20 protein-coding genes are annotated in these 18,388 nt (G+C 73.6%); 13 read left to right on the forward strand and 7 right to left on the reverse strand.

What is annotated here, in order from left to right; genetic code table 11:
• Window positions 1-818: 818 nt before the first annotated feature.
• Together ACI784_RS24160 and ctaC are read right to left on the reverse strand one after the other, a co-directional pair.
• Window positions 819-1,220: a cytochrome c oxidase subunit 4 gene (locus tag ACI784_RS24160; RefSeq protein WP_456925773.1), complete on the reverse strand. Its 402-nt coding sequence runs from the start codon at window positions 1,218-1,220 to the stop codon at window positions 819-821.
• A 45-nt stretch (window positions 1,221-1,265) separates the two neighbouring features.
• Complete coding sequence (ctaC, locus tag ACI784_RS24165; RefSeq protein WP_456925772.1) at window positions 1,266-2,135, reverse strand: aa3-type cytochrome oxidase subunit II; 870 nt, start codon at window positions 2,133-2,135, stop codon at window positions 1,266-1,268.
• A 264-nt stretch (window positions 2,136-2,399) separates the two neighbouring features.
• Between ctaC and ACI784_RS24170 the strand changes: the two genes are divergently transcribed.
• From ACI784_RS24170 to asnB, 3 genes are read left to right on the forward strand one after another with little or no spacing between them, the layout of a single operon-like run.
• Window positions 2,400-2,765, forward strand: coding sequence for a metalloprotease (locus ACI784_RS24170; RefSeq protein WP_456925771.1), 366 nt, complete (start codon window positions 2,400-2,402; stop codon window positions 2,763-2,765).
• Window positions 2,755-3,129: a DUF3817 domain-containing protein gene (locus ACI784_RS24175; RefSeq protein ID WP_457015215.1), complete on the forward strand. Its 375-nt coding sequence runs from the start codon at window positions 2,755-2,757 to the stop codon at window positions 3,127-3,129. Before ACI784_RS24170 ends, ACI784_RS24175 begins: the two co-directional genes overlap by 11 nt.
• A gap of 58 nt (window positions 3,130-3,187) precedes the next feature.
• Window positions 3,188-5,122, forward strand: coding sequence for an asparagine synthase (glutamine-hydrolyzing) (gene asnB / locus ACI784_RS24180; protein ID WP_457015216.1), 1,935 nt, complete (start codon window positions 3,188-3,190; stop codon window positions 5,120-5,122).
• 66 nt (window positions 5,123-5,188) lie between these two features.
• Here asnB and ACI784_RS24185 read toward each other — a convergent pair whose 3' ends face one another.
• Complete coding sequence (locus ACI784_RS24185; protein WP_456852290.1) at window positions 5,189-5,536, reverse strand: HesB/IscA family protein; 348 nt, start codon at window positions 5,534-5,536, stop codon at window positions 5,189-5,191.
• Window positions 5,537-5,681: 145 nt separating this feature from the next.
• Between ACI784_RS24185 and ACI784_RS24190 the strand changes: the two genes are divergently transcribed.
• A complete protein-coding gene (locus ACI784_RS24190; protein ID WP_456925768.1) occupies window positions 5,682-6,290 on the forward strand; it encodes a DUF3043 domain-containing protein in 609 nt (202 codons plus the stop codon).
• 57 nt (window positions 6,291-6,347) lie between these two features.
• A complete protein-coding gene (locus ACI784_RS24195; protein ID WP_456925767.1) occupies window positions 6,348-7,331 on the forward strand; it encodes an aldo/keto reductase family protein in 984 nt (327 codons plus the stop codon).
• Window positions 7,332-7,421: 90 nt separating this feature from the next.
• On the opposite strand, the gene ACI784_RS24200 is transcribed toward ACI784_RS24195, so the two are convergent.
• Window positions 7,422-7,634, reverse strand: coding sequence for a hypothetical protein (locus tag ACI784_RS24200; protein ID WP_456925766.1), 213 nt, complete (start codon window positions 7,632-7,634; stop codon window positions 7,422-7,424).
• Window positions 7,635-7,753: 119 nt separating this feature from the next.
• Here ACI784_RS24200 and ACI784_RS24205 point away from each other — a divergent pair, with 119 nt between their 5' ends.
• From ACI784_RS24205 to ACI784_RS24220, 4 genes are read left to right on the forward strand one after another with little or no spacing between them, the layout of a single operon-like run.
• Window positions 7,754-8,191: a phage holin family protein gene (locus tag ACI784_RS24205; RefSeq protein ID WP_456925765.1), complete on the forward strand. Its 438-nt coding sequence runs from the start codon at window positions 7,754-7,756 to the stop codon at window positions 8,189-8,191.
• On the forward strand, window positions 8,188-8,676 hold the full coding sequence (locus ACI784_RS24210) for a DUF3618 domain-containing protein (RefSeq protein ID WP_457015217.1): 489 nt from the start codon (window positions 8,188-8,190) through the stop codon (window positions 8,674-8,676). The genes ACI784_RS24205 and ACI784_RS24210 overlap by 4 nt, the downstream gene beginning before the upstream one ends.
• The gene (locus ACI784_RS24215; protein ID WP_456925762.1) at window positions 8,673-8,948 is read left to right on the forward strand and encodes a DUF4235 domain-containing protein; all 276 of its coding nucleotides are present in this window, start codon (window positions 8,673-8,675) and stop codon (window positions 8,946-8,948) included. The genes ACI784_RS24210 and ACI784_RS24215 overlap by 4 nt, the downstream gene beginning before the upstream one ends.
• A gap of 1 nt (window position 8,949) precedes the next feature.
• Entirely contained in the window at window positions 8,950-10,086 is a 1,137-nt protein-coding gene (locus ACI784_RS24220) for a YihY/virulence factor BrkB family protein (protein ID WP_456925761.1), read from the forward strand.
• Between the two features lie 4 nt (window positions 10,087-10,090).
• Here the strand turns inward: ACI784_RS24220 and gcvT are convergent, their stop codons facing one another.
• Window positions 10,091-11,209, reverse strand: coding sequence for a glycine cleavage system aminomethyltransferase GcvT (gene gcvT, locus ACI784_RS24225; RefSeq protein ID WP_456925760.1), 1,119 nt, complete (start codon window positions 11,207-11,209; stop codon window positions 10,091-10,093).
• Between the two features lie 84 nt (window positions 11,210-11,293).
• Between gcvT and ACI784_RS24230 the strand changes: the two genes are divergently transcribed.
• Window positions 11,294-12,802: a leucyl aminopeptidase gene (locus ACI784_RS24230; RefSeq protein ID WP_457015218.1), complete on the forward strand. Its 1,509-nt coding sequence runs from the start codon at window positions 11,294-11,296 to the stop codon at window positions 12,800-12,802.
• A 40-nt stretch (window positions 12,803-12,842) separates the two neighbouring features.
• Here ACI784_RS24230 and ACI784_RS24235 read toward each other — a convergent pair whose 3' ends face one another.
• Window positions 12,843-13,184, reverse strand: coding sequence for an oxidoreductase (locus ACI784_RS24235; protein ID WP_456925758.1), 342 nt, complete (start codon window positions 13,182-13,184; stop codon window positions 12,843-12,845).
• Between the two features lie 152 nt (window positions 13,185-13,336).
• Here ACI784_RS24235 and lpdA point away from each other — a divergent pair, with 152 nt between their 5' ends.
• From lpdA to ACI784_RS24250, 3 genes are all read left to right on the forward strand, one after another.
• On the forward strand, window positions 13,337-14,716 hold the full coding sequence (lpdA, locus tag ACI784_RS24240; RefSeq protein WP_456925757.1) for a dihydrolipoyl dehydrogenase: 1,380 nt from the start codon (window positions 13,337-13,339) through the stop codon (window positions 14,714-14,716).
• 51 nt (window positions 14,717-14,767) lie between these two features.
• Window positions 14,768-16,639 carry a 2-oxoglutarate dehydrogenase, E2 component, dihydrolipoamide succinyltransferase gene (gene sucB / locus ACI784_RS24245; RefSeq protein WP_457015219.1) on the forward strand — a complete coding sequence of 624 codons (1,872 nt, stop codon included), beginning with the start codon at window positions 14,768-14,770 and terminating at the stop codon, window positions 16,637-16,639.
• 76 nt (window positions 16,640-16,715) lie between these two features.
• Entirely contained in the window at window positions 16,716-17,621 is a 906-nt protein-coding gene (locus ACI784_RS24250) for a TIGR01777 family oxidoreductase (RefSeq protein WP_456925708.1), read from the forward strand.
• Window position 17,622: 1 nt separating this feature from the next.
• Here ACI784_RS24250 and ACI784_RS24255 read toward each other — a convergent pair whose 3' ends face one another.
• Window positions 17,623-18,237: a hypothetical protein gene (locus tag ACI784_RS24255; protein ID WP_457015220.1), complete on the reverse strand. Its 615-nt coding sequence runs from the start codon at window positions 18,235-18,237 to the stop codon at window positions 17,623-17,625.
• Window positions 18,238-18,388 lie beyond the last annotated feature (151 nt).

Consider the following 18,388-nt stretch of genomic DNA (forward strand, 5'->3'; position numbering starts at 1 on the left):
ACGGAGATCTCCGTCGGGGCCCCACTCGTCTGTACGACAGCAGCCACCTGCGCCGCTGACCGCTCTGCGGACGGCGGAGTCCGGCCGGGCGCTCTGGTGATTGGTCGCTCCGGGACCACGGGCGGCTGCCCGGTCGCCGCACAACGGCTGAACCCACCTCTCCCCTCCTCGGGGCGACCGGGGTCCACCCGACCGACCGACGGGGACCGACCGCCCCGCGCCGGAGTGGACATCGGGACAGCACGACGCCCCGGGGCGTGCAGGGCGACCTCCGCCACCACGAGCGGCCGGCGTCGCACCGGGTCGACGGTGACCGTGGCGGTCTCGAGCGACGGCGACCGTGGCCCCCTGGTCCGCAGCGCGGCCCCACGCCCCTCCTGGCGGTCCTCAGGGCGTCGAGCCCGGACAGTCCACCGAGCGAGTGCGGTGCCGGCCGCGCAGGCGCCCCAGCCCAGTCAGCCCGACCTCCTCGGCGCGGCCCCGCGTGTGGACAGCCGACGGCAGCCGGCAGCCGGCAGCTGTCGAGTGGACCGTGCGGCGCTGGCCGGACCGGGCCCGGCTCGCCGGCGGATCACCGCGGCTGCCTCCGCCGCACACCCGAGCGCACCGGAGCCGCGGGCCGGCCGCCGCACCGCCCGTCCCCCGCGCACGGGCACCCAGCAGGGCGACGCAGGACCGGCTCACCGACCGGAGGCGGGCAGATCTCCCGAGGGCCCGGGTCGCCCACCGCGCTCTGTCAGGCGTCGCAGCAGCCCGCACACGACGAGGGCCCCTCCCCGCCGGAGCGGAGAGGGGCCCTCGTGGACGAGCCGGGCGGCTCAGCTGTGCGCGTTCTGCCCGACGTAGTACTCGAAGAGCAGCCCACCGATGGTGATGAGCAGCGCCACCCCGGCGATGAGGATCAGCCACGAGTAGAAGAAGGCCAGGGCCACACCCATCAGGGCCGCGGAGAGCGCGATGGCGAACGGCCAGTAGCTGCCCGGGCTGAAGAAGCCGAGCTCACCGGCGCCGTCGGCGATGTCGGCGTCCTTGCGGTCCTCGGGACGGGCGTCGATGCGACGGGAGACGAACCAGAAGAACCCGCCGATGAGGAACGTGAGCCCGCCGGAGAGGACCAGAGCCGTCGTGCCGATCGGCTCGCGGGCCCACACCCCGTAGACGATCGCCATCACGATGCAGAAGACCCCGATGGCGTTGAAGATGAGCGCTTCGACCTTCACGGCCGTTCCTCCTGCTGGGTGGTGGAGACCAGGTTGGGCCGCATGTCAGCCATCGGCCCGCTGGGCGTCGTCGACGAGGTCCCAGGCCTGCGTGGTCTGCGGGTCGCCGGGCTGCCCGATGCTCTCGAGGGCGTCGAAGGTGCTCAGCCCCGACTCACGGGCGGCCAGGTAGTCGTCGTAGTCGTCCGCAGTGACCGCGCGCACCTCGAAGTTCATGTACGCGTGGTAGGTCCCGCACAGCTCGGCGCAGCGACCGACGAAGGCGCCCTCCTCGCGGACGGTCACCTCGAAGACGTTGTCGCGGTCGTTCTCGTTGCCGGGGATGACGTCCAGCTTGAAGAGGAACTCGGGCACCCAGAACGAGTGGATGACGTCGGCGGAAGCCACCTCGAACCGCACCGTCTCATCCGTCGGGACGACGAGGATCGGGATCTCCTCGCTGGTGCCCACGGTGTTCACCGGCTCCCCGTCGGCCCCGGTGGTCTCCGGGTAGACGAACTGCCAGTTCCACTTGAACGCGTTGACCGCGATGGTGGTGTCGGGGTCCTCACTGCGGTCCATCACCTTGTTCTGCGTCACCACGGTGAAGAAGAACAGCCCGGCGATGATGAGGAACGGGATGATCGTGTAGACGATCTCCAGCGGCAGGTTGTACGCAGTCTGCTTCGGCAGCTCGTCCGAGCGCTTCCGGTGACGGACCACCGACCACAGGATCAGGCCCCAGACGCCGATGCCGACGAGGAGCGCCGCGATGACCGACCAGATCCACAGGTCGCGCATCGCGTAGGCCTCGTCGGTGATCCCGTCGGGCCACCCCCAGCGCCAGAACTCGTTGTTGGGCGTGCACCCGGTGAGGGTGACGACCCCCAGGAGACCGAGCGCGGCGACCCGCGCGAGCCTGCTGCCTCGAGCCACTGCTCGCTGCCTCCTCGTCCTCCGTCCGGACCGCCCGGACGGTCTTCTCGGCACGCCGCCCACCGGTTCCGGCGGACGGCTGCTGTGCCGACCACAGTCTGCGGCGAGACTAGCCGACCCCGCATGGCGGCCTACCACCGGAGACGGAGTCCCGGCGGGTCGCGCGTCGGACCCCCGCGATCGGCCTCCCGGCGCCCGCCTCCGGAGGTGAGCCCCCTCACCGTGGACCCCGCCGCCGGTGCCGCGCCGGTTACAGTCGAGGCCGTGTTCACCCGGCTGCTGACCCCCAGGTGGGTGCTCCTGCACCTGCTGGTGGCGGCACTGTTCGTCGCCACGTTCTTCCTGGGCTACTGGCAGCTCACCAAGGCCGAGGCCGGCGGCGGCGCGGTGAACTGGAGCTACGCCCTCCAGTGGCCGCTGTACGGACTCATGGGCCTGTGGTTCTACGTCCGCATGTGCCGCGAGGAGCTGAACCGCGACCCCGACGCCGACGAGCCGGGCGCCGACCTCGTGCTCTACCAGCGGCCGCGCATCGACACCACGGGCGACCCCGAGCTGGCTGCCTACAACGCCTACCTCGCCGAGCTGAACGAGAAGGCGCTGGGCCAGCGGAGCGACCGTGGCCGCTGAGCAGACCGGCCGTACCAGCACGCTGCCCCGCGCCCTCGCGCGCCGGGTCGGGCAGGGCATCCCCGCCGCGCTGCTGCGGTACCGGGTGATGGCCTGGATCGTGGGCGTGCTGCTGATCGCCCTGATCCTGGTCGCCGTCCCCCTGAAGTACGCCGCCGAGCTCGACCAGCCGGTGGCGGTCATCGGCACCCTGCACGGCTGGCTCTACTTCATCTTCTTCCTCGTCGCCTGCGACCTCGCGCTGCGCGCCCGGTGGACCCTCAAGGGCGCCGTCCTCGTGCTGCTCGCGGGCACCGTCCCGATCCTGTCCTTCGTCGCGGAACGGATCGCCACCCGCAAGACCCGCGCCGGCGAGCGCGTCTGACCCCCACCCCGGCTCCCCGAGCCGGGCCAACGAACCGACCCCCGGAGACCTGCGCCTCATGTGCGGCCTGCTGGCATACCTGTCCACCGACGCCGACCGGGTCGGCGACTCCCACGTCTCGGGCGTGCAGGAGGCGCTGCACTGCCTGCACCACCGCGGACCCGACGACACCGCCGTCTGGGCGGACTCCCGGGTCGTCCTCGGCTTCAACCGGCTCTCGATCATCGACGTCGAGGGCAGCCCGCAGCCGCTCCCCTACGCCGGTGACCGGTACCGGATCCTGTTCAACGGCGAGATCTACAACTACCTGGAGCTGCGCGAGGAGCTGGCCGCCGCCGGGGCCGAGCTGACCACGCACGGCGACACCGAGACGATCGTCGCCGGCTACCACCTGTGGGGTCAGGACGTCGTCAACCGGCTGCGCGGGATGTTCGCGTTCGTCATCTGGGACACCCACACCCGGACGGCGTTCGGTGCCCGCGATCCGTTCGGCATCAAGCCGCTGTTCACCGCGCGGCTGGCCGACGGCGGCCTGGTCTTCACCTCCGAGAAGAAGGCCGTGCTGGAGCTGCTCGGCGGCACCGCGGCCGCCGGCGGGGTCGACCCGGCCTCCCTCCAGCACTACCTGACGCTGCAGTACGTGCCCGAGCCGGCGACCCTGCACCGCGGCATCCGGCGCATCGAGAGCGGCACCAGCTTCACCGTCGTCGACGGCGAGCTGCACACCCACCGGTACTTCCACCCGACCTTCCGGCCGCAGCCGGTGGCGGAGGGGCGGGAGCAGGAGCTCTACGACCGGATCGCGGCGGCACTCGACGAGTCGGTGGCCAAGCACATGCGCGCCGACGTCACCGTCGGGTCGTTCCTCTCCAGCGGCATCGACTCCACCGCCATCGCCGCCCTCGCCCACCGCTACAACCCCGACCTCATGACCTTCACGGTCGGCTTCCAGCGGGAGTCGACCTCGGAGGTGGACATCGCCGCGGAGTCGGCGCGCACCCTCGGCGTCCGGCACGTGCCGGTGGAGATCACCGCGGAGCAGTTCGCCGAGGCGATCCCCGAGGTGGTCTGGTACCTCGACGACCCGGTCGCCGATCCGGCGCTCGTGCCGCTGTACTTCGTCGCCCGCGAGGCCCGCAAGCACGTGAAGGTGGTGCTCTCCGGCGAGGGCGCCGACGAGCTGTTCGGCGGCTACACCATCTACCGGGAGCCGCTGAGCCTGGCCTGGGCCGAGCGGGTCCCGCGGTTCGGCAAGCGGGCCATGGCGGCGCTGTCCGATCGGCTGCCCGAGGGGATGCGCGGCAAGGACCTGCTGCGCCGCGCCTCGATCCCGCTCCAGGAGCGCTACTACGGCAACGCGCGGAACTTCTCCGGCGCGGAGCTCGCGCAGCTGATGCGGGGGCACGACGCCGACCTGTCCCACGTCACCGTGACCGAGAACCTCTACCGGCAGACCCGCGAGGCCGGCTACGACGACGTCACGGCCATGCAGTACGTGGACCTGTTCACCTGGCTGCGCGGCGACATCCTGGTCAAGGCCGACAAGATGACCATGGCCAACTCGCTGGAGCTGCGGGTGCCCTTCCTCGACCCCGAGGTGTTCGCGCTGGCCAGCACCATCCCGCTCGACCAGCGGGTGCCCCGCGGCAGCGACGCCACGAAGTACGCGCTGCGGCGGGCGATGGAGCAGATCGTGCCGCCGTCGATCCTGCACCGGCGCAAGCTGGGCTTCCCCGTGCCGACGGCGGACTTCCTCGCCGGGCCGCTGCACCAGTGGGCCCGCGACATCGTCACCGGGAGCGAGACCGACGAGTGGCTCGACCGCGGTCACGTGCTGACCCTGCTCGACCGGCTGCGCCAGGCCGAGGTGCCGAGCAAGCGCATCGCCCGTCAGGTGTGGGAGGTGCTGGTCTTCATGGTCTGGCACGGCATCTTCGTCGAGGAGCGCATCAAGCCGGTCATCCCGGAGACGGTCTACCCCGTCAAGCTCTGAACACGACGGCGCCCCGGCCCTCCGAGGAGGACCGGGGCGCCGACGTGTGTCCGGGCTACGCGGTGCTCAGTGGAACGAGTCGCCGCAGGCGCAGGAGCCCTGCGCGTTCGGGTTGTCGATCGTGAAGCCCTGCTTCTCGATGGTGTCGACGAAGTCGATGACCGCACCGCCGAGGTAGGGGGTGCTCATCCGGTCGACGATGACCTCGACCCCGCCGAACTCGAAGGTCTGGTCGCCGTCGAGGAACCGCTCGTCGAAGAAGAGCTGGTAGCGGAGGCCGGAGCAACCGCCGGGCTGGACGGCGATGCGCAGCCGGAGGTCGTCGCGGCCTTCCTGGTCCAGCAGCGCCTTCACCTTCGCGGCAGCGGGCTCGCTGAGGACGACGCCGGTCGCTGCGGTGTCCTGCACCGTCATGTCTGTGGTCCTCCCACGTTCGAGGGTGCCTGAGGTGGCACGTCCTTCTCCAGGCCAACACCGCCGGAGCGGGTCCTCTTCCACTGTACGGCCGCCGTCCGCGCGGAGGCGGGGGAACGGGCCAGGTCACACGTAGACTCGGCGCGTGAAGTTCCGTCTGCCCGGGCGCCGCGACCGCGCCGCGGCCGCCCCCGCCAGCGACGCCGACCTGACCGCCCAGCTGGTCAAGGCCGGCGGCAAGGGCCGCCCCACGCCGAAGCGCAGCGAGGCCCAAGGCCGCCGTCCCGGCCCTCCCCCGCCGCCGCCGACCAACCGCAAGGAGGCCTACCGGCGGATGCGGGAGCAGCAGGCCAGCGCCCGCGGTGCCGCCCGCGCCGGCGCCCTGGCCGGCGACGACAGCTACCTGCCGGCCCGCGACCGCGGCCCGGTGCGCAAGCTGGTGCGCGACGTCGTCGACGCGCGGCGCAACGCCGGCAGCTTCTTCCTCGTCGTGGCCGCCCTCGTGCTGGTGGGCTACTTCATCCCGAGCCCGGCGGTGCAGAGCTACACCGTGTTCCTGTGGTTCCTGTTCTTCCTCGTGATCATCGGCGACTCGGTGTTCCTGGGCCGGCGCATCAAGCGGAAGGTGCTGGAGCGCTTCCCCGGTCAGGACCACAAGATGCGCGGCCTGATCTGGTACGGCGTCAGCCGGTCCACGATGGTCCGCCGGTGGCGGTTCCCCAAGCCCGAGGTCGCCCTGGGCGCCGACGTCTGACGGCACCGCCGAGCCCGCGGGGCATGAGCGGGAGGGGGTCCTTATAGCGTCCGGGCCGTGGAATTCCGACGACTCGGCCGTTCCGGCCTGACCATCTCCGCGATCGCCTACGGCAACTGGCTCACCCACGGCAGCCAGGTCGAGGAGGACGCCGCGCACGCCTGTGTGCGGGCCGCCCTCGACGCGGGCATCACCACCTTCGACACCGCCGACGTCTACGCCGGCACCAAGGCCGAGTCCGTGCTGGGCCGCGCCCTGGCCGGGCAGCGCCGCGAGGGCCTGGAGGTCTTCACCAAGGTCTACTGGCCCACCGGCCCGGGCCAGAACGACCGGGGGCTGTCCCGCAAGCACATCATCGAGAGCTGCCACGCCTCGCTGCGGCGGCTGCAGACCGACTACGTCGACCTGTACCAGGCGCACCGCTACGACCCGACGGTGCCGCTCGAGGAGACGATGACCGCCTTCGCCGACCTCGTGCGGGCCGGCAAGGTGCTCTACATCGGCGTCTCCGAGTGGCGGGCCGAGGAGATCGCGGCCGGTGCCGCGCTCGCCCGTGACCTCGGCGTCCAGCTCATCAGCAACCAGCCGCAGTACTCGATGCTGTGGCGGGTCATCGAGGACGAGGTCGTGCCCACCTCCGAGAAGGAGGGGCTGTCGCAGATCGTGTGGTCCCCGCTGGCGCAGGGCGTGCTCACCGGCAAGTACCTCCCGGGCCGGCAGCCGCCCGCCGACAGCCGTGGCGGGCACGCCGAGGCCGGGGGCTCGATGCAGCGGTTCCTGCGCGACGACGTCCTCACGCGGGTGCAGGAGCTCACGCCGATCGCCGCGGACCTCGGCCTGTCGATGGCGCAGCTCGCGGTCGCCTGGGTGCTGCAGAACCGCAACGTCGCCGCCGCGATCATCGGCGCCAGCCGGCCCGAGCAGGTGCGGGACAACGTGCAGGCCGCCGGCGTGGTCCTCGACGCCGACGTCCTCAAGCGGATCGACGAGGCCCTCGGCGACGTCGTGGAGCGCGACCCGGCCAAGACCTCCCGCGGCTGAGGGAGTACCTCCCTGCCCCCACCAGTCGCAGGCTCGCGGCGGGCCCCCGCAGGGAGGCCGCCGGGGCGGACGACCCGTCGTCCGCCCCGGCTACGTCGCCGCCAGCCCCATGGGGCCGTAGACCTCGTCCTCGCCGTCGAAGAGCCGCACCGTGGCCACGCCGCGCTCGAGCAGCACCCGCCAGTGCTCGCCCAGCCACGACTCCGCGTCGCCCTGGTTGTCGGTCTCCGGGACCTCGACACCGACCGACGCCGGGTCCACCTCCGCCCCCGAGGGGTCCTCCAGCCGCCAGTACCAGCTCATGGCCCCGAGGCTAGTGGCCGGCGCGGCCGTGCCCGGAGTGTGACCCGGCCCTGGTTACCCGGGCGATCATCGGGGGCATGTGAGGTCATCGACCGTCCATCCCCGGGACCGGAGGACCGATGACCCACCCCACCGCGGGCGCGAGCCGAGCCCCCGCACCACCCCCCGCACCGGAGGACGCCTCCACCGGGCAGCTCGTCGGCCAGCTCACCGAGCAGATCTCCCGGCTGGTCCGCGACGAGGCCCGGCTGGCCCAGGCCGAGATGACGCAGAAGGCCAAGCGACTGGGCGTCGGCGCCGGCCTCTTCGGCGGCGCGGGGCTGATGGCCTTCCTGGGGCTGGCCAGCCTCGTCGCCACCGCCATCCTGCTGCTGGACCTCGCACTGCCGGCGTGGGCAGCCGCCCTCGTGGTGACCGTCGTGCTCTTCGCCGTCGCCGGCGTGCTCGCCCTGATCGGCAAGAAGGACGTGCAGGACGCCGCGCCGCCGGTGCCCACGGAGGCGATCGCCAGCACCAGGACCGACATCGCGACGGTGAAGGAGAGTGTCCGCCGGTGAGCACCCCGAGCAGCGGCGCCGACGGCGCGCCGAAGGACCCCGACGCCATCAAGGCCGAGATCGAGGCCACCCGCGCCCAGCTCAGCCGCACCGTCGACGAGCTGTCGCACCGGCTCGACGTACCGGCCCGCGCCAAGGAGAGCGCGTTCCGGGCACGCGACACCGCCGTCGAGACCTATCGGGAGAGCCCTCCGGCGGTCGTGGGCGCGGGCGCGGGCCTGGCCGCCCTCGTCGGGTTGCTGGTGTGGCGCCGCCGCACCCGGGACCGCCGCGCGGCGGCCCGGCAGACCAAGCGGGCGGCGAAGGGGCTGGCCGCCCGCCGGGCGGCCGCCGAGAAGACCGCCCGCGCATCGGCGGCCAGAGCCGCGAAGCAGGCCCGCCGGGCCGCGAAGGCGAAGCAGGCCCGCCGGGCCGCGAAGGCGAAGCAGGCCCGCCGGGCCGCGAAGGCGAAGCAGGCCCGCCGGGCCGCGAGGAGGACGAAGTGAGCAGCAAGGGAGCCAAGATCGCCTACCGCCCCATCGGCCTGCTCGGCGGCATCCTCGCCGGCACCGTGTCAGGCGCCATCTTCAAGCAGGTCTGGAAGCGCGTGGCCGGCCGGGACGACGCCCCCGACGCGCTGCAGAGCGAGTACCCGATGTCGCAGGTGATCATCTCCGCCGCGCTGCAGGGCGCGATCTTCGCCGCGACCAAGGCCGCCATCGACCGGGCCGGCGCGCGCGGGTTCACCAAGCTGACCGGCAACTGGCCGGGCGACTGACGTGCCGGGCACGCGCCACCACGAGAGCGCCGTCGACCGGATCCGGGAACGCGTCGAGGAGAAGGCGGCCCGACGAGCGGCGGCCAAGGCAGCGGCCGAGCGGGGTCCCGACGCCCACGACGGCAGCCCGCCGTCCGGGGCGCCCACCGAGCAGCAGCTCCCGGGCATCACGGCGGACTCCCCCACGCAGATCCCGCTGCGCGGCTGGAAGCAGGTCGTCAAGCGGGCCTGGGCAGAGAACAAGGCCGACAACATGCCGATCATCGCCGGCGGCGTGGCCTTCTTCGGCTTCCTGGCCATCTTCCCGGCGCTGATCGCTACCATCTCGATCTACGGGCTGGTCGCCTCCCCGGAGCAGGTCAGCGAGCAGATCGAGTCGGTGTCCACACAGCTGCCCGACAGCGCCCAGGACATCGTCGGTGACCAGCTGACCTCGATCACCAGCAACAGCGGCGGGGCGCTGACCGTCGGACTCATCGTCTCGATCCTCGCCGCGCTGTGGAGCGCCTCCGGCGGCGTGGGCAACCTGATCACCGCCGTGAACCTGGCCTACGACGAGGTCGAGACCCGCGGGTTCATCAAGCTGCGGGCCACCTCCCTCGCGCTGACCCTCGGTGCGATCGTGTTCGTGCTCGTCGCGTTCACCCTGCTCGCCGTCGTCCCGGCGGTGCTGGAGGACCTCCCCCTGGGCGTCGTCGGCACCGTGCTCGCCCAGGTGGTGCGCTGGGTGCTGCTGCTCGGCGTCTTCGCCGGGGGGCTCGCGGTGGTCTACCGCGTGGCGCCCGACCGCGACGCCCCGCAGCTGCGGTGGGTCAGCCTCGGCTCGATCGTCGTCACCGTCGTGTGGGCGCTGGTCAGCATCGGGTTCAGCTTCTACGTCGACAACTTCGGGTCCTACAACGAGACCTACGGGGCCATCGCCGGCGTCATCGTGCTCATGCTGTGGCTGTACCTGACCTGCTACCTGGTACTGCTCGGCGCGGAGATCAACGCCGAGGCCGAGCACCAGACGGCGCGGGACACCACCGCCGGGGAGCCGCGGCCGATGGGTGAGCGCGACGCCGTCGTGGCCGACACGCTGCCCGACAAGCCGGAGCCGACCAAGGAGGACAAGGACCCCACCCGCAAGAACCGCTAGGCGCTCAGCGCACGTGCGAGGGCACGAAGGGCGGCCGCACGACCTCCACGGCCTGCGGCCGCCCGCGCACGTCGACGGCGAGGTCGGCGCCCTCGGCCGGTGCGGCGGCGGTGTCGAGCATCGCGAGGGCGATCCCGGTCCGCAGGGACGGCGAGAAGGTGCCGCTGGTGACCTCACCGACGCGGGCGCCCTCGCCGTCGAGGACCGCCATGCCCGGCCGCGGGATGCCCCGTCCGGTCGCGCGCAGCCCCCACAGCAGGCGGGCCGCGCCCTGCTCCTTCTCCGCCAGCAGCGCCCCGCGGCCCCAGAACTCCGGCTTGCGCCAGCCCACCGCCCAGCCAGCGCGGGCCTGGTTGGGCGTGATGTCGGGGGAGAGCTCGTGCCCGTGCAACGGGTACCCCATCTCGGTGCGCAGGGTGTCGCGCGCACCGAGACCGCACAGCCGCAGCCCCTCGTCCTGCCCGACGTCCACCAGCACGTCCCACAGCTCGCCGGCCTCCTCGGCCGGCACGAGCAACTCGTAGCCGTGCTCGCCGGTGTAGCCGGTGCGGCACACGGTCACCTCGGTGTGCCCGCCGCCGGTGCCGGTCACGAACGACATGTAGGGCAGCTCGCCGGGCAGGCCGAGGAAGGACAGCACCTGCGCCGACTTCGGCCCCTGCACGGCCAGGACGGCGACCTCGGCGTGCCGGTCGGTGACGGTGACCCCGGCCGGTGCCGCGTCGGTCAGCCGCGCGACGACCTCGGCGGCGTTGGCGGCGTTGGGCACCAGCAGGACGTCGTCGGGGCCGTGCAGGTACACGATGAGGTCGTCGACCACCCCGCCCGCTCGCGGGTCGCCGTCGGGCAGGCAGCACATCGTGTACTGCGCCTGCCCCGGCCCGATGCGGGACAGGTCGTTGGTGAGGCACGAGTCGACGAAGGCCGCGGCACCGGGCCCGCGGACGGTCACCGTGCCCAGGTGCGAGACGTCGAACAGGCCCACCCCGCTGCGGACGGCGGCGTGCTCGGCCAGCACCCCCCCGCCGGCGTACTCGATCGGCATGGTCCAGCCGCCGAAGTCGGCCAGTTTCGCGCCGGCCGCGAGGTGCCGCTCGTGCAGGGGCGAGGTCCGCGGGGTCACGGACGGCACGCTATCGGCGGCGGCCCGCCCCGTCTCCTTCGCCGTCCTCAGGACCGCCTCCGGCCGGGCACCTAGGATCGAGCGGTGCCGCCGACGATCACCGCCACCGACCGCCCGCTCGAGAAGCTCTCCGCCGACGCCGTCGTCGTCGGCATCGGCAAGGGGCCCGACGGCCTCCTGCCCACGCCCGGCGCGGAGGCCGTGGACCGCCTCCTCGGCGGCCGCCTGCTGCCCGCGCTGGCCGACCTCGGCGCACGGGGCGGCGAGGAGGAGGTCACGCGGGTCGCCAGCCTCGGGCAGGGCCCGTTCCCGGTGGTCGCGGCCGTCGGCCTGGGCGCCCCCGAGGCGGCCGGCGGGTACGGCGCCGAGGCGGTGCGCCGGGCCGCCGGTGCCGCCAGCCGCGCGCTGAGCGGCCGCGGTTCCGTGGTCACGCTGCTGGCCGCTGTGGGTGGGACGCCCGACGCGGCGCGCCTGCACGGTGTCGGCGAGGGCAGCCTGCTCGGCGCCTACGAGTTCACCGCCTACAAGTCCGCGCAGAACGGCCGGCCCACACCACCGCGGGAGTTCACCGTCGTCGTGCCGGACGCCGGGGACGCCCGCGCACCGCTGGCCCGTGCCCGCGCCGTGGCCGACGCCGTCACGCTGGTGCGCGACCTGGTCAACACCCCGCCCAACGACCTCTACCCCGCCGAGCTCGCCGACCGCGGCGCCGCCGCCGGGAAGGCCGCCGGGCTCTCCGTCGAGGTGCTCGACGAGGACGAGCTCGCGGCGGGCGGCTACGGCGGCATCCTGGCCGTCGGCGGCGGCTCGGTGCGCAAGCCGCGCCTCCTGCGCCTGACCTACAAGGGCAAGAAGGCGCGCAAGAAGGTCGCGCTGGTCGGCAAGGGCATCACCTTCGACAGCGGCGGGCTGTCCATCAAGCCCGCGCTGAAGATGGAGGACATGAAGAGCGACATGGCCGGCGCGGCCGCCGTGATCGCCACCGTGTGCCTGGTCGCGGAGCTGGAGCTGCCGGTCGAGGTGACCGCGACCGTACCGATCGCCGAGAACCTGCCCAGCGGCACCGCCTACCGGCCCGCCGACGTGGTCACCTTCCGCAACGGCAAGAAGGCCGAGATCACCAACACCGACGCCGAGGGCCGCGTCGTCCTGGCCGACGCGATCGCCCGGGCCGCCGAGGACTCCCCCGACTACCTGCTGGAGACCGCGACCCTCACCGGCGCGCAGCTGGTCGCGCTGGGCTCGCGCACCTCCGGTGTCATGGGCAGCGACGACCTGCGCGACGCCGTCGTGGCCGCCAGCCGGCGCAGCGGTGAGTCGATGTGGCCGATGCCGATGCCCGCGGAGCTGCGCAAGGGCCTGGACTCGCCGGTCGCCGACTTCGTCAACGCCAACGCCGACCGGATGGGGGGCATGCTCGTCGGCGCCCACTTCCTGGCCGAGTTCGTGCCGGCCGCCCTCCCGTGGGCGCACATCGACATCGCGGGGCCGAGCTACAACACCGGCGCCCCGTGGGGCTACACGCCCAAGGGCGGCACCGGCGTGCCCGTGCGGACGCTGCTGGCCACGATCGAGGACCTGATCGCGGAGTGAGGTCGTGGTCGCGTCCGGCCCGCGGCCGGACGCGACCGCCTCAGCTCGCTCCGTCGGCGCGCCGGCGGGCCGTCCAGTCGCGCATCCGCTGCGGGTACCCGGTGACCTGGGCGTCGTAGACGGGCACACGCAGCTCCCGGGACAGCCGCCGCGCGGTGTCGGGCCCGTCGATGCGGCGCCGGGTCCACTCTCCGTCGGCGGCGACGAGCACGATCGTGGACTCGGTGACCGCCGTGCGCGGCTCGACGAAGCCCTCGACCCCGCGGCGGGTCGCGACGAACTGCTCGAGGTGGGCGAGATCGGCCCGGCCGGCGCCGCGGTCGAGGGTGCCGCGCCGGTCGCCCGGGGGCGTCCTCCGCCGGAAACGCGTCCAGAACCCCATGTCCGCTCCCGTCCGAACCGGCCACGGCCGCACCGCGGCGTCCGCGCTGCTGAACGGCACTGTCGGCCGTCACGTTCCCGGAGTGGCAGGATGGGCGCGGACGTTCCCCCGCCCGCGTGAACGGGACGGGCCACTGCATTCGAGGAGAACTCGTGAGCGCACCCACCTCCCCCGCCGACCTGGTCATCCTCGGTGGTGGCTCGGGTGGCTACGCCGCCGCGCTGCGCGCCGCCGAGCTGGGCATGTCCGTCGTCCTCATCGAGCGCGACAAGGTCGGTGGCACCTGCCTGCACCGTGGCTGCATCCCCACCAAGGCCCTGCTGCACGCCGGTGAGATCGCCGACGCCGCCCGCGAGGGCGAGCAGTTCGGCGTCAAGACCTCCCTGGCCGGCATCGACATGGACGGCGTCAACGGCTACAAGGACGGCGTGATCTCCCGGCTCCACAAGGGCCTGCAGGGCCTCATCAAGAGCCGCAAGATCAACTACGTCGAGGGCGAGGGCCGGCTGGTCTCCCCCACCGCCGTCGAGGTCAACGGGCAGCGCTTCGAGGGCAAGCACGTCCTGCTCGCCACCGGCTCCTACGCCCGCAGCCTGCCGGGCATCGAGATCGACGGCGCCCGGGTCATCACCAGCGACCACGCGCTGAACCTGGACCGGGTCCCCGCCTCGGCGATCATCCTCGGCGGCGGCGTCATCGGCTGCGAGTTCGCCAGCGCCTGGAAGTCCTTCGGCGTCGACGTCACCATCGTCGAGGGCCTGCCGCACCTGGTCCCGCTGGAGGACGAGGCCTCCTCCAAGCTGCTGGAGCGCGCCTTCCGCCGCCGCAAGATCGAGTTCTCCCTCGGCAGCCTGGTCTCCGGCGTGCAGACCACCGAGAACGGCGTCAAGGTCTCCCTGCAGAACGGCAAGGAGTTCGAGGCCGAGCTGGTGCTCGTCGCCGTCGGCCGCGGCCCGGTCAGCCAGGGCCTGGGCTACGAGGAGGCCGGGGTGGCGATGGACCGCGGTTACGTCCTGGTCGACGAGTACTGCCGGACCAACGTCCCGACGATCTCCGCGGTCGGCGACCTCATCCCCACCCTGCAGCTGGCCCACGTCGGCTTCGCCGAGGGCATCCTCGTCGCCGAGCGCCTGGCCGGGCTCAACCCGGCCCCGATCGACTACGCCGGCGTCCCGCGCATCACCTACTCCGACCCCGAGGTCGCCTCCGTGGGCCTCACCGAGGCCCAGGCCAAGGAGCGGTACGGCGAGGTCAAGACCCTCACCTACGACCTCGGTGGCAACGGCCGCAGCCAGATCCTCAAGACGGCGGGTGCGGTGAAGCTCGTCCAGGCCGTCGACGGCCCCGTCGTCGGCGTGCACATGGTGGGCAGCCGCGTCGGCGAGCTCATCGCCGAGGCGCAGCTGATCTACAACTGGGAGGCCGAGGCCGACGACGTCGCGAGCCTCATCCACCCGCACCCGACCCAGAGCGAGGCTCTCGGCGAGGCGCACCTGGCGCTGGCCGGCAAGCCCCTGCACGTGCACGGCTGATCCACGTACCACCCCTCCCCATCCACAGCGCCGAGAAGGAGCCCCGCCCCGATGCCGACCTCCGTCACCATGCCCGCCCTGGGCGAGAGCGTCACCGAGGGCACGGTCACCCGCTGGCTCAAGCAGGAGGGTGAACAGGTCGAGGTCGACGAGCCTCTCCTCGAGGTGTCGACCGACAAGGTCGACACCGAGATCCCCTCGCCTGCCGCCGGTGTGCTGACCAAGATCCTCGTCGCCGAGGACGAGACCGTCGAGGTCGGCGCCGAGCTCGCCGTCATCGGTGGGGACGGCGACGGTGGGGGCGCCGCCCCGGCCTCCGCCGAGACCGTGGCGCCGGAGCAGCCGCCCGCGGAGCAGGCCCAGGAGGAGCCGGCGGCCCCGGCGCAGCAGCAGCCGGAGCCGGAGCCCGCCCAGGCCTCCGCGCAGGGCGACGGCGGCGGCCAGGGGACCCCGGTGACCATGCCGGCCCTGGGCGAGAGCGTCACCGAGGGCACCGTCACCCGCTGGCTGAAGTCGGTCGGCGACGAGGTGACCGCCGACGAGCCGCTGCTCGAGGTCTCCACCGACAAGGTCGACACCGAGATCCCGGCGCCGGTCTCCGGCACCCTGCTCTCGATCTCGGTCAACGAGGACGAGACCGTCGACGTGGGCGCGGAGCTGGCGATCATCGGCACCGGCGCGGCCGGTGGCGGCGCTCCCGCCTCCCAGCAGCAGGCGCCGGCCCAGCAGGCCGCACCGGCCCCGCAGGAGGCACCCGCACCGCAGCAGGCTCCCGCACCGCAGCAGGCTCCCGCACCGCAGCAGGCCCCGCAGCCGACGCCGGAGCCGGCGCAGGCCGCGACGGCGACCGAGCAGCCCGGTGGGGACTACGGCTCCAGCGGCGCCCAGCCCACCCAGTCGCCCACCTCGGCACCGTCGCCCGCCGCGGCGGTGGCCCCCTCCGCACCCGCGCAGCCGGCCGGCGGCGGGGACGGAGGCGGCACCTACGTCACCCCGCTGGTGCGCCGCCTGGCCAACGAGCACGGCGTCGACCTGTCCACGGTCACGGGGACCGGCGTCGGTGGGCGGATCCGCAAGCAGGACGTGCTGGCGGCGGCCGAGGCCGCCTCCGCCCCGGCCGCGGCGCCGGCTGCAGCCTCGGCGGGCGCGGGCCGCACCGCGCCGAAGCCCTCGCCGGCGGCCATGCCCGACACCACGCTGCGGGGCCGGACCGAGAAGCTCTCCCGGCTGCGCACCGTCATCGCCCGCCGGATGGTGGAGTCGCTGGCGGTCAGCGCGCAGCTGACGACCGTGGTTGAGGCCGACGTCACCGCGATCGCCCGGCTCCGCGCCCATGCGAAGAAGGACTTCGAGGCCCGCGAGGGCGTCAAGCTCTCCTTCCTGCCGTTCTTCGCGAAGGCAGCGGTCGAGGCGCTCAAGGCCCACCCGGCGGTGAACTCCTCGATCGACCTCGAGGCCGGCACGGTCACCTACCACGACTCCGAGAACCTCGGCGTCGCGGTGGACACCGAGCGCGGTCTGCTGGTGCCGGTCATCAAGGACGCCGGTGACCTCAGCCTCGGCGGGCTGGCCCGCAAGATCGCCGACCTGGCGGAGCGCACCCGTACCAACAAGGTCACTCCCGACGAGCTCGGTGGCGGCACGTTCACGCTGACCAACACCGGCAGCCGCGGCGCGCTGTTCGACACGCCGATCATCAACCAGCCGCAGGTGGCGATCCTCGGCACCGGGTCGGTCGTCAAGCGTCCGGTCGTCGTCCAGGACGAGGACCTCGGCGAGGTGATCGCGGTCCGGTCGATGGTCTACCTGGCCCTGACCTACGACCACCGCATCGTCGACGGCGCCGACGCCGCCCGCTTCCTCACCACGGTCCGGGAGCGGCTGGAGGCCGGTCAGTTCCACGGCGAGCTCGGTCTCGCCTGATCCGCACCCGATCGGGGCCCCGGCGGAAGCCGGGGCCCCGATCGCGTTCCGCTGCCCGAGCTCGGCGAGGAGACAGATGAAGATCGCGGTCACCGGCTCCTCGGGGCTGATCGGATCCCACCTGGTCCCTGCGCTGTGCGCCGACGGACACGACGTCCTCCGGCTGGTGCGCCGGACACCGCGCACCGCTGACGAGCACCGCTGGGACCCGCAACACCGGCGGATCGACCCTGCGCTGCTCAGCGACGTCGACGCCGTGGTCAACCTGGCCGGCGTCGGCATCGGCGACCGCCGGTGGACCGCGAAGCACAAGCAGCGCGTGCTCGCCAGCAGGGTGGACGCGACCCGCACCGTCAGCGAGGCCATGGCCGCGGCCGCGACGGCGGACCCGACCCGGCCGCGCGTCCTCCTCTCCGGCTCGGCGGTCGGCTGGTACGGCGACACGGGGGACACCGCGGTCGACGAGCGCGCTCCGGCCGGCCACGACTTCCTCTCCCGGGTCTGCACCGAGTGGGAGGCGGCGGCCGCACCGGCGGCCGATGCGGGGATCCGGGTGACCCTGCTCCGGACCGGTCTCGTGCTGGGCCCCGGCGGGCTGCTGGGCCGGCTGGCTCCGCTGTTCCGGCTCGGGGTCGGTGGCAGGCTGGGCTCGGGCCGGCAGTACTGGCCGTGGATCAGCCTGACCGACGAGGTCGACGCCATCCGCTTCCTGCTCACCGCCCCCGTCGCCGGGCCGGTGAACCTCACCGCGCCCACGCCGGTCACCAACGCCGAGTTCACCCGTGCCCTGGCCCGCGCCGTCCACCGGCCCGCGGCGCTCCCGGTGCCCGGCCTCGCGCTGCGCCTGGCCGTCGGGGAGTTCGCGCCCGTGGGCATCCTGGCCGGGCAGCGGGCCCTCCCGGCCCGGCTGGAGGAGGCCGGTTTCACCTGGACCCACACGGACCTGGACGCCGCGCTGCGGTCAGCACTCCACCGCCGCTGACTCATCCCGTCCGCTCCGCCGCGTCGATCCGCCAACCCCCGTCGCGCTCGGCCAGGGTCATCCGCACCTGCGCCTCGCCGCGGGCATCCACCGCCCGGACGGCTCGTCCATCCGGCTCCCGGGCCGTGACGACCTCGTAGGCCGGCCACGTGTCGACGACGTCGAGGGTCACGTGGCCCTCCCCCACCCCGCCGTCGACCACCGCGACGCGGACGACCGCCAGCGCGAAGCCCCGGACCGTCTCCCCGGCCCGGGCGAACGCCTCGACGGTCGTGCGGTCGGCGGCCAGCAGGGGGCTGGCGCTCGTGTGGACCTCGTCGAGCAGCTGAGCGGCACCGGTGCGGAAGGCCTCCGCACGCCGCTGGTAGAGCTCGCCGAGCCGGGCCGCCCACGCCTCCGCCGAGTCAGGGTCGTCCAGGGCCTCGGTCGCCGTCCTGCCGCCCGCGGCCGCACCCGCCGCCTCCTCCACAGGAGCCGGGGTGGGGCTCGAGGTGGCGGCCTGCCCGTCCAGCCCCGCCGCCACCGGTCCTCCCGCGGGCCCGGCCGGCTCACCCGACGGACCCCCGAGCCAGAGCGCGCCCGTCACCAGGATGCCCGCCGCGAGCACGACGCTCACCCGGGCGACCAGCGCCCGGGGCGAGGCCGCAGCTCCCCGCTCCCGGATCGCCGCCACGAGACGCGGGGGGGGGGGGGGGGGGGGGGGGGGGGGGGGGGGGGGGGGGGGGGGGGGGGGGGGGGGGGGGGGGGGGGGGGGGGGGGGGGGGGGG

The sequence above is a fragment of the Geodermatophilus sp. SYSU D01186 genome, assembly GCF_054050215.1.

Bases quoted from the DNA above. Each gene is read 5' to 3' on its own strand.
- asnB (WP_457015216.1), top strand. From the start codon at position 3,188: ATGTGCGGCCTGCTGGCATACCTGTCCACCGACGCCGACCGGGTCGGC.
- ACI784_RS24185 (WP_456852290.1), bottom strand. From the start codon at position 5,536: ATGACGGTGCAGGACACCGCAGCGACCGGCGTCGTCCTCAGCGAGCCC.
- ACI784_RS24200 (WP_456925766.1), bottom strand. From the start codon at position 7,634: ATGAGCTGGTACTGGCGGCTGGAGGACCCCTCGGGGGCGGAGGTGGAC.
- ACI784_RS24205 (WP_456925765.1), top strand. From the start codon at position 7,754: ATGACCCACCCCACCGCGGGCGCGAGCCGAGCCCCCGCACCACCCCCC.
- ACI784_RS24235 (WP_456925758.1), bottom strand. From the start codon at position 13,184: ATGGGGTTCTGGACGCGTTTCCGGCGGAGGACGCCCCCGGGCGACCGG.
- sucB (WP_457015219.1), top strand. From the start codon at position 14,768: ATGCCGACCTCCGTCACCATGCCCGCCCTGGGCGAGAGCGTCACCGAG.
- ACI784_RS24250 (WP_456925708.1), top strand. From the start codon at position 16,716: ATGAAGATCGCGGTCACCGGCTCCTCGGGGCTGATCGGATCCCACCTG.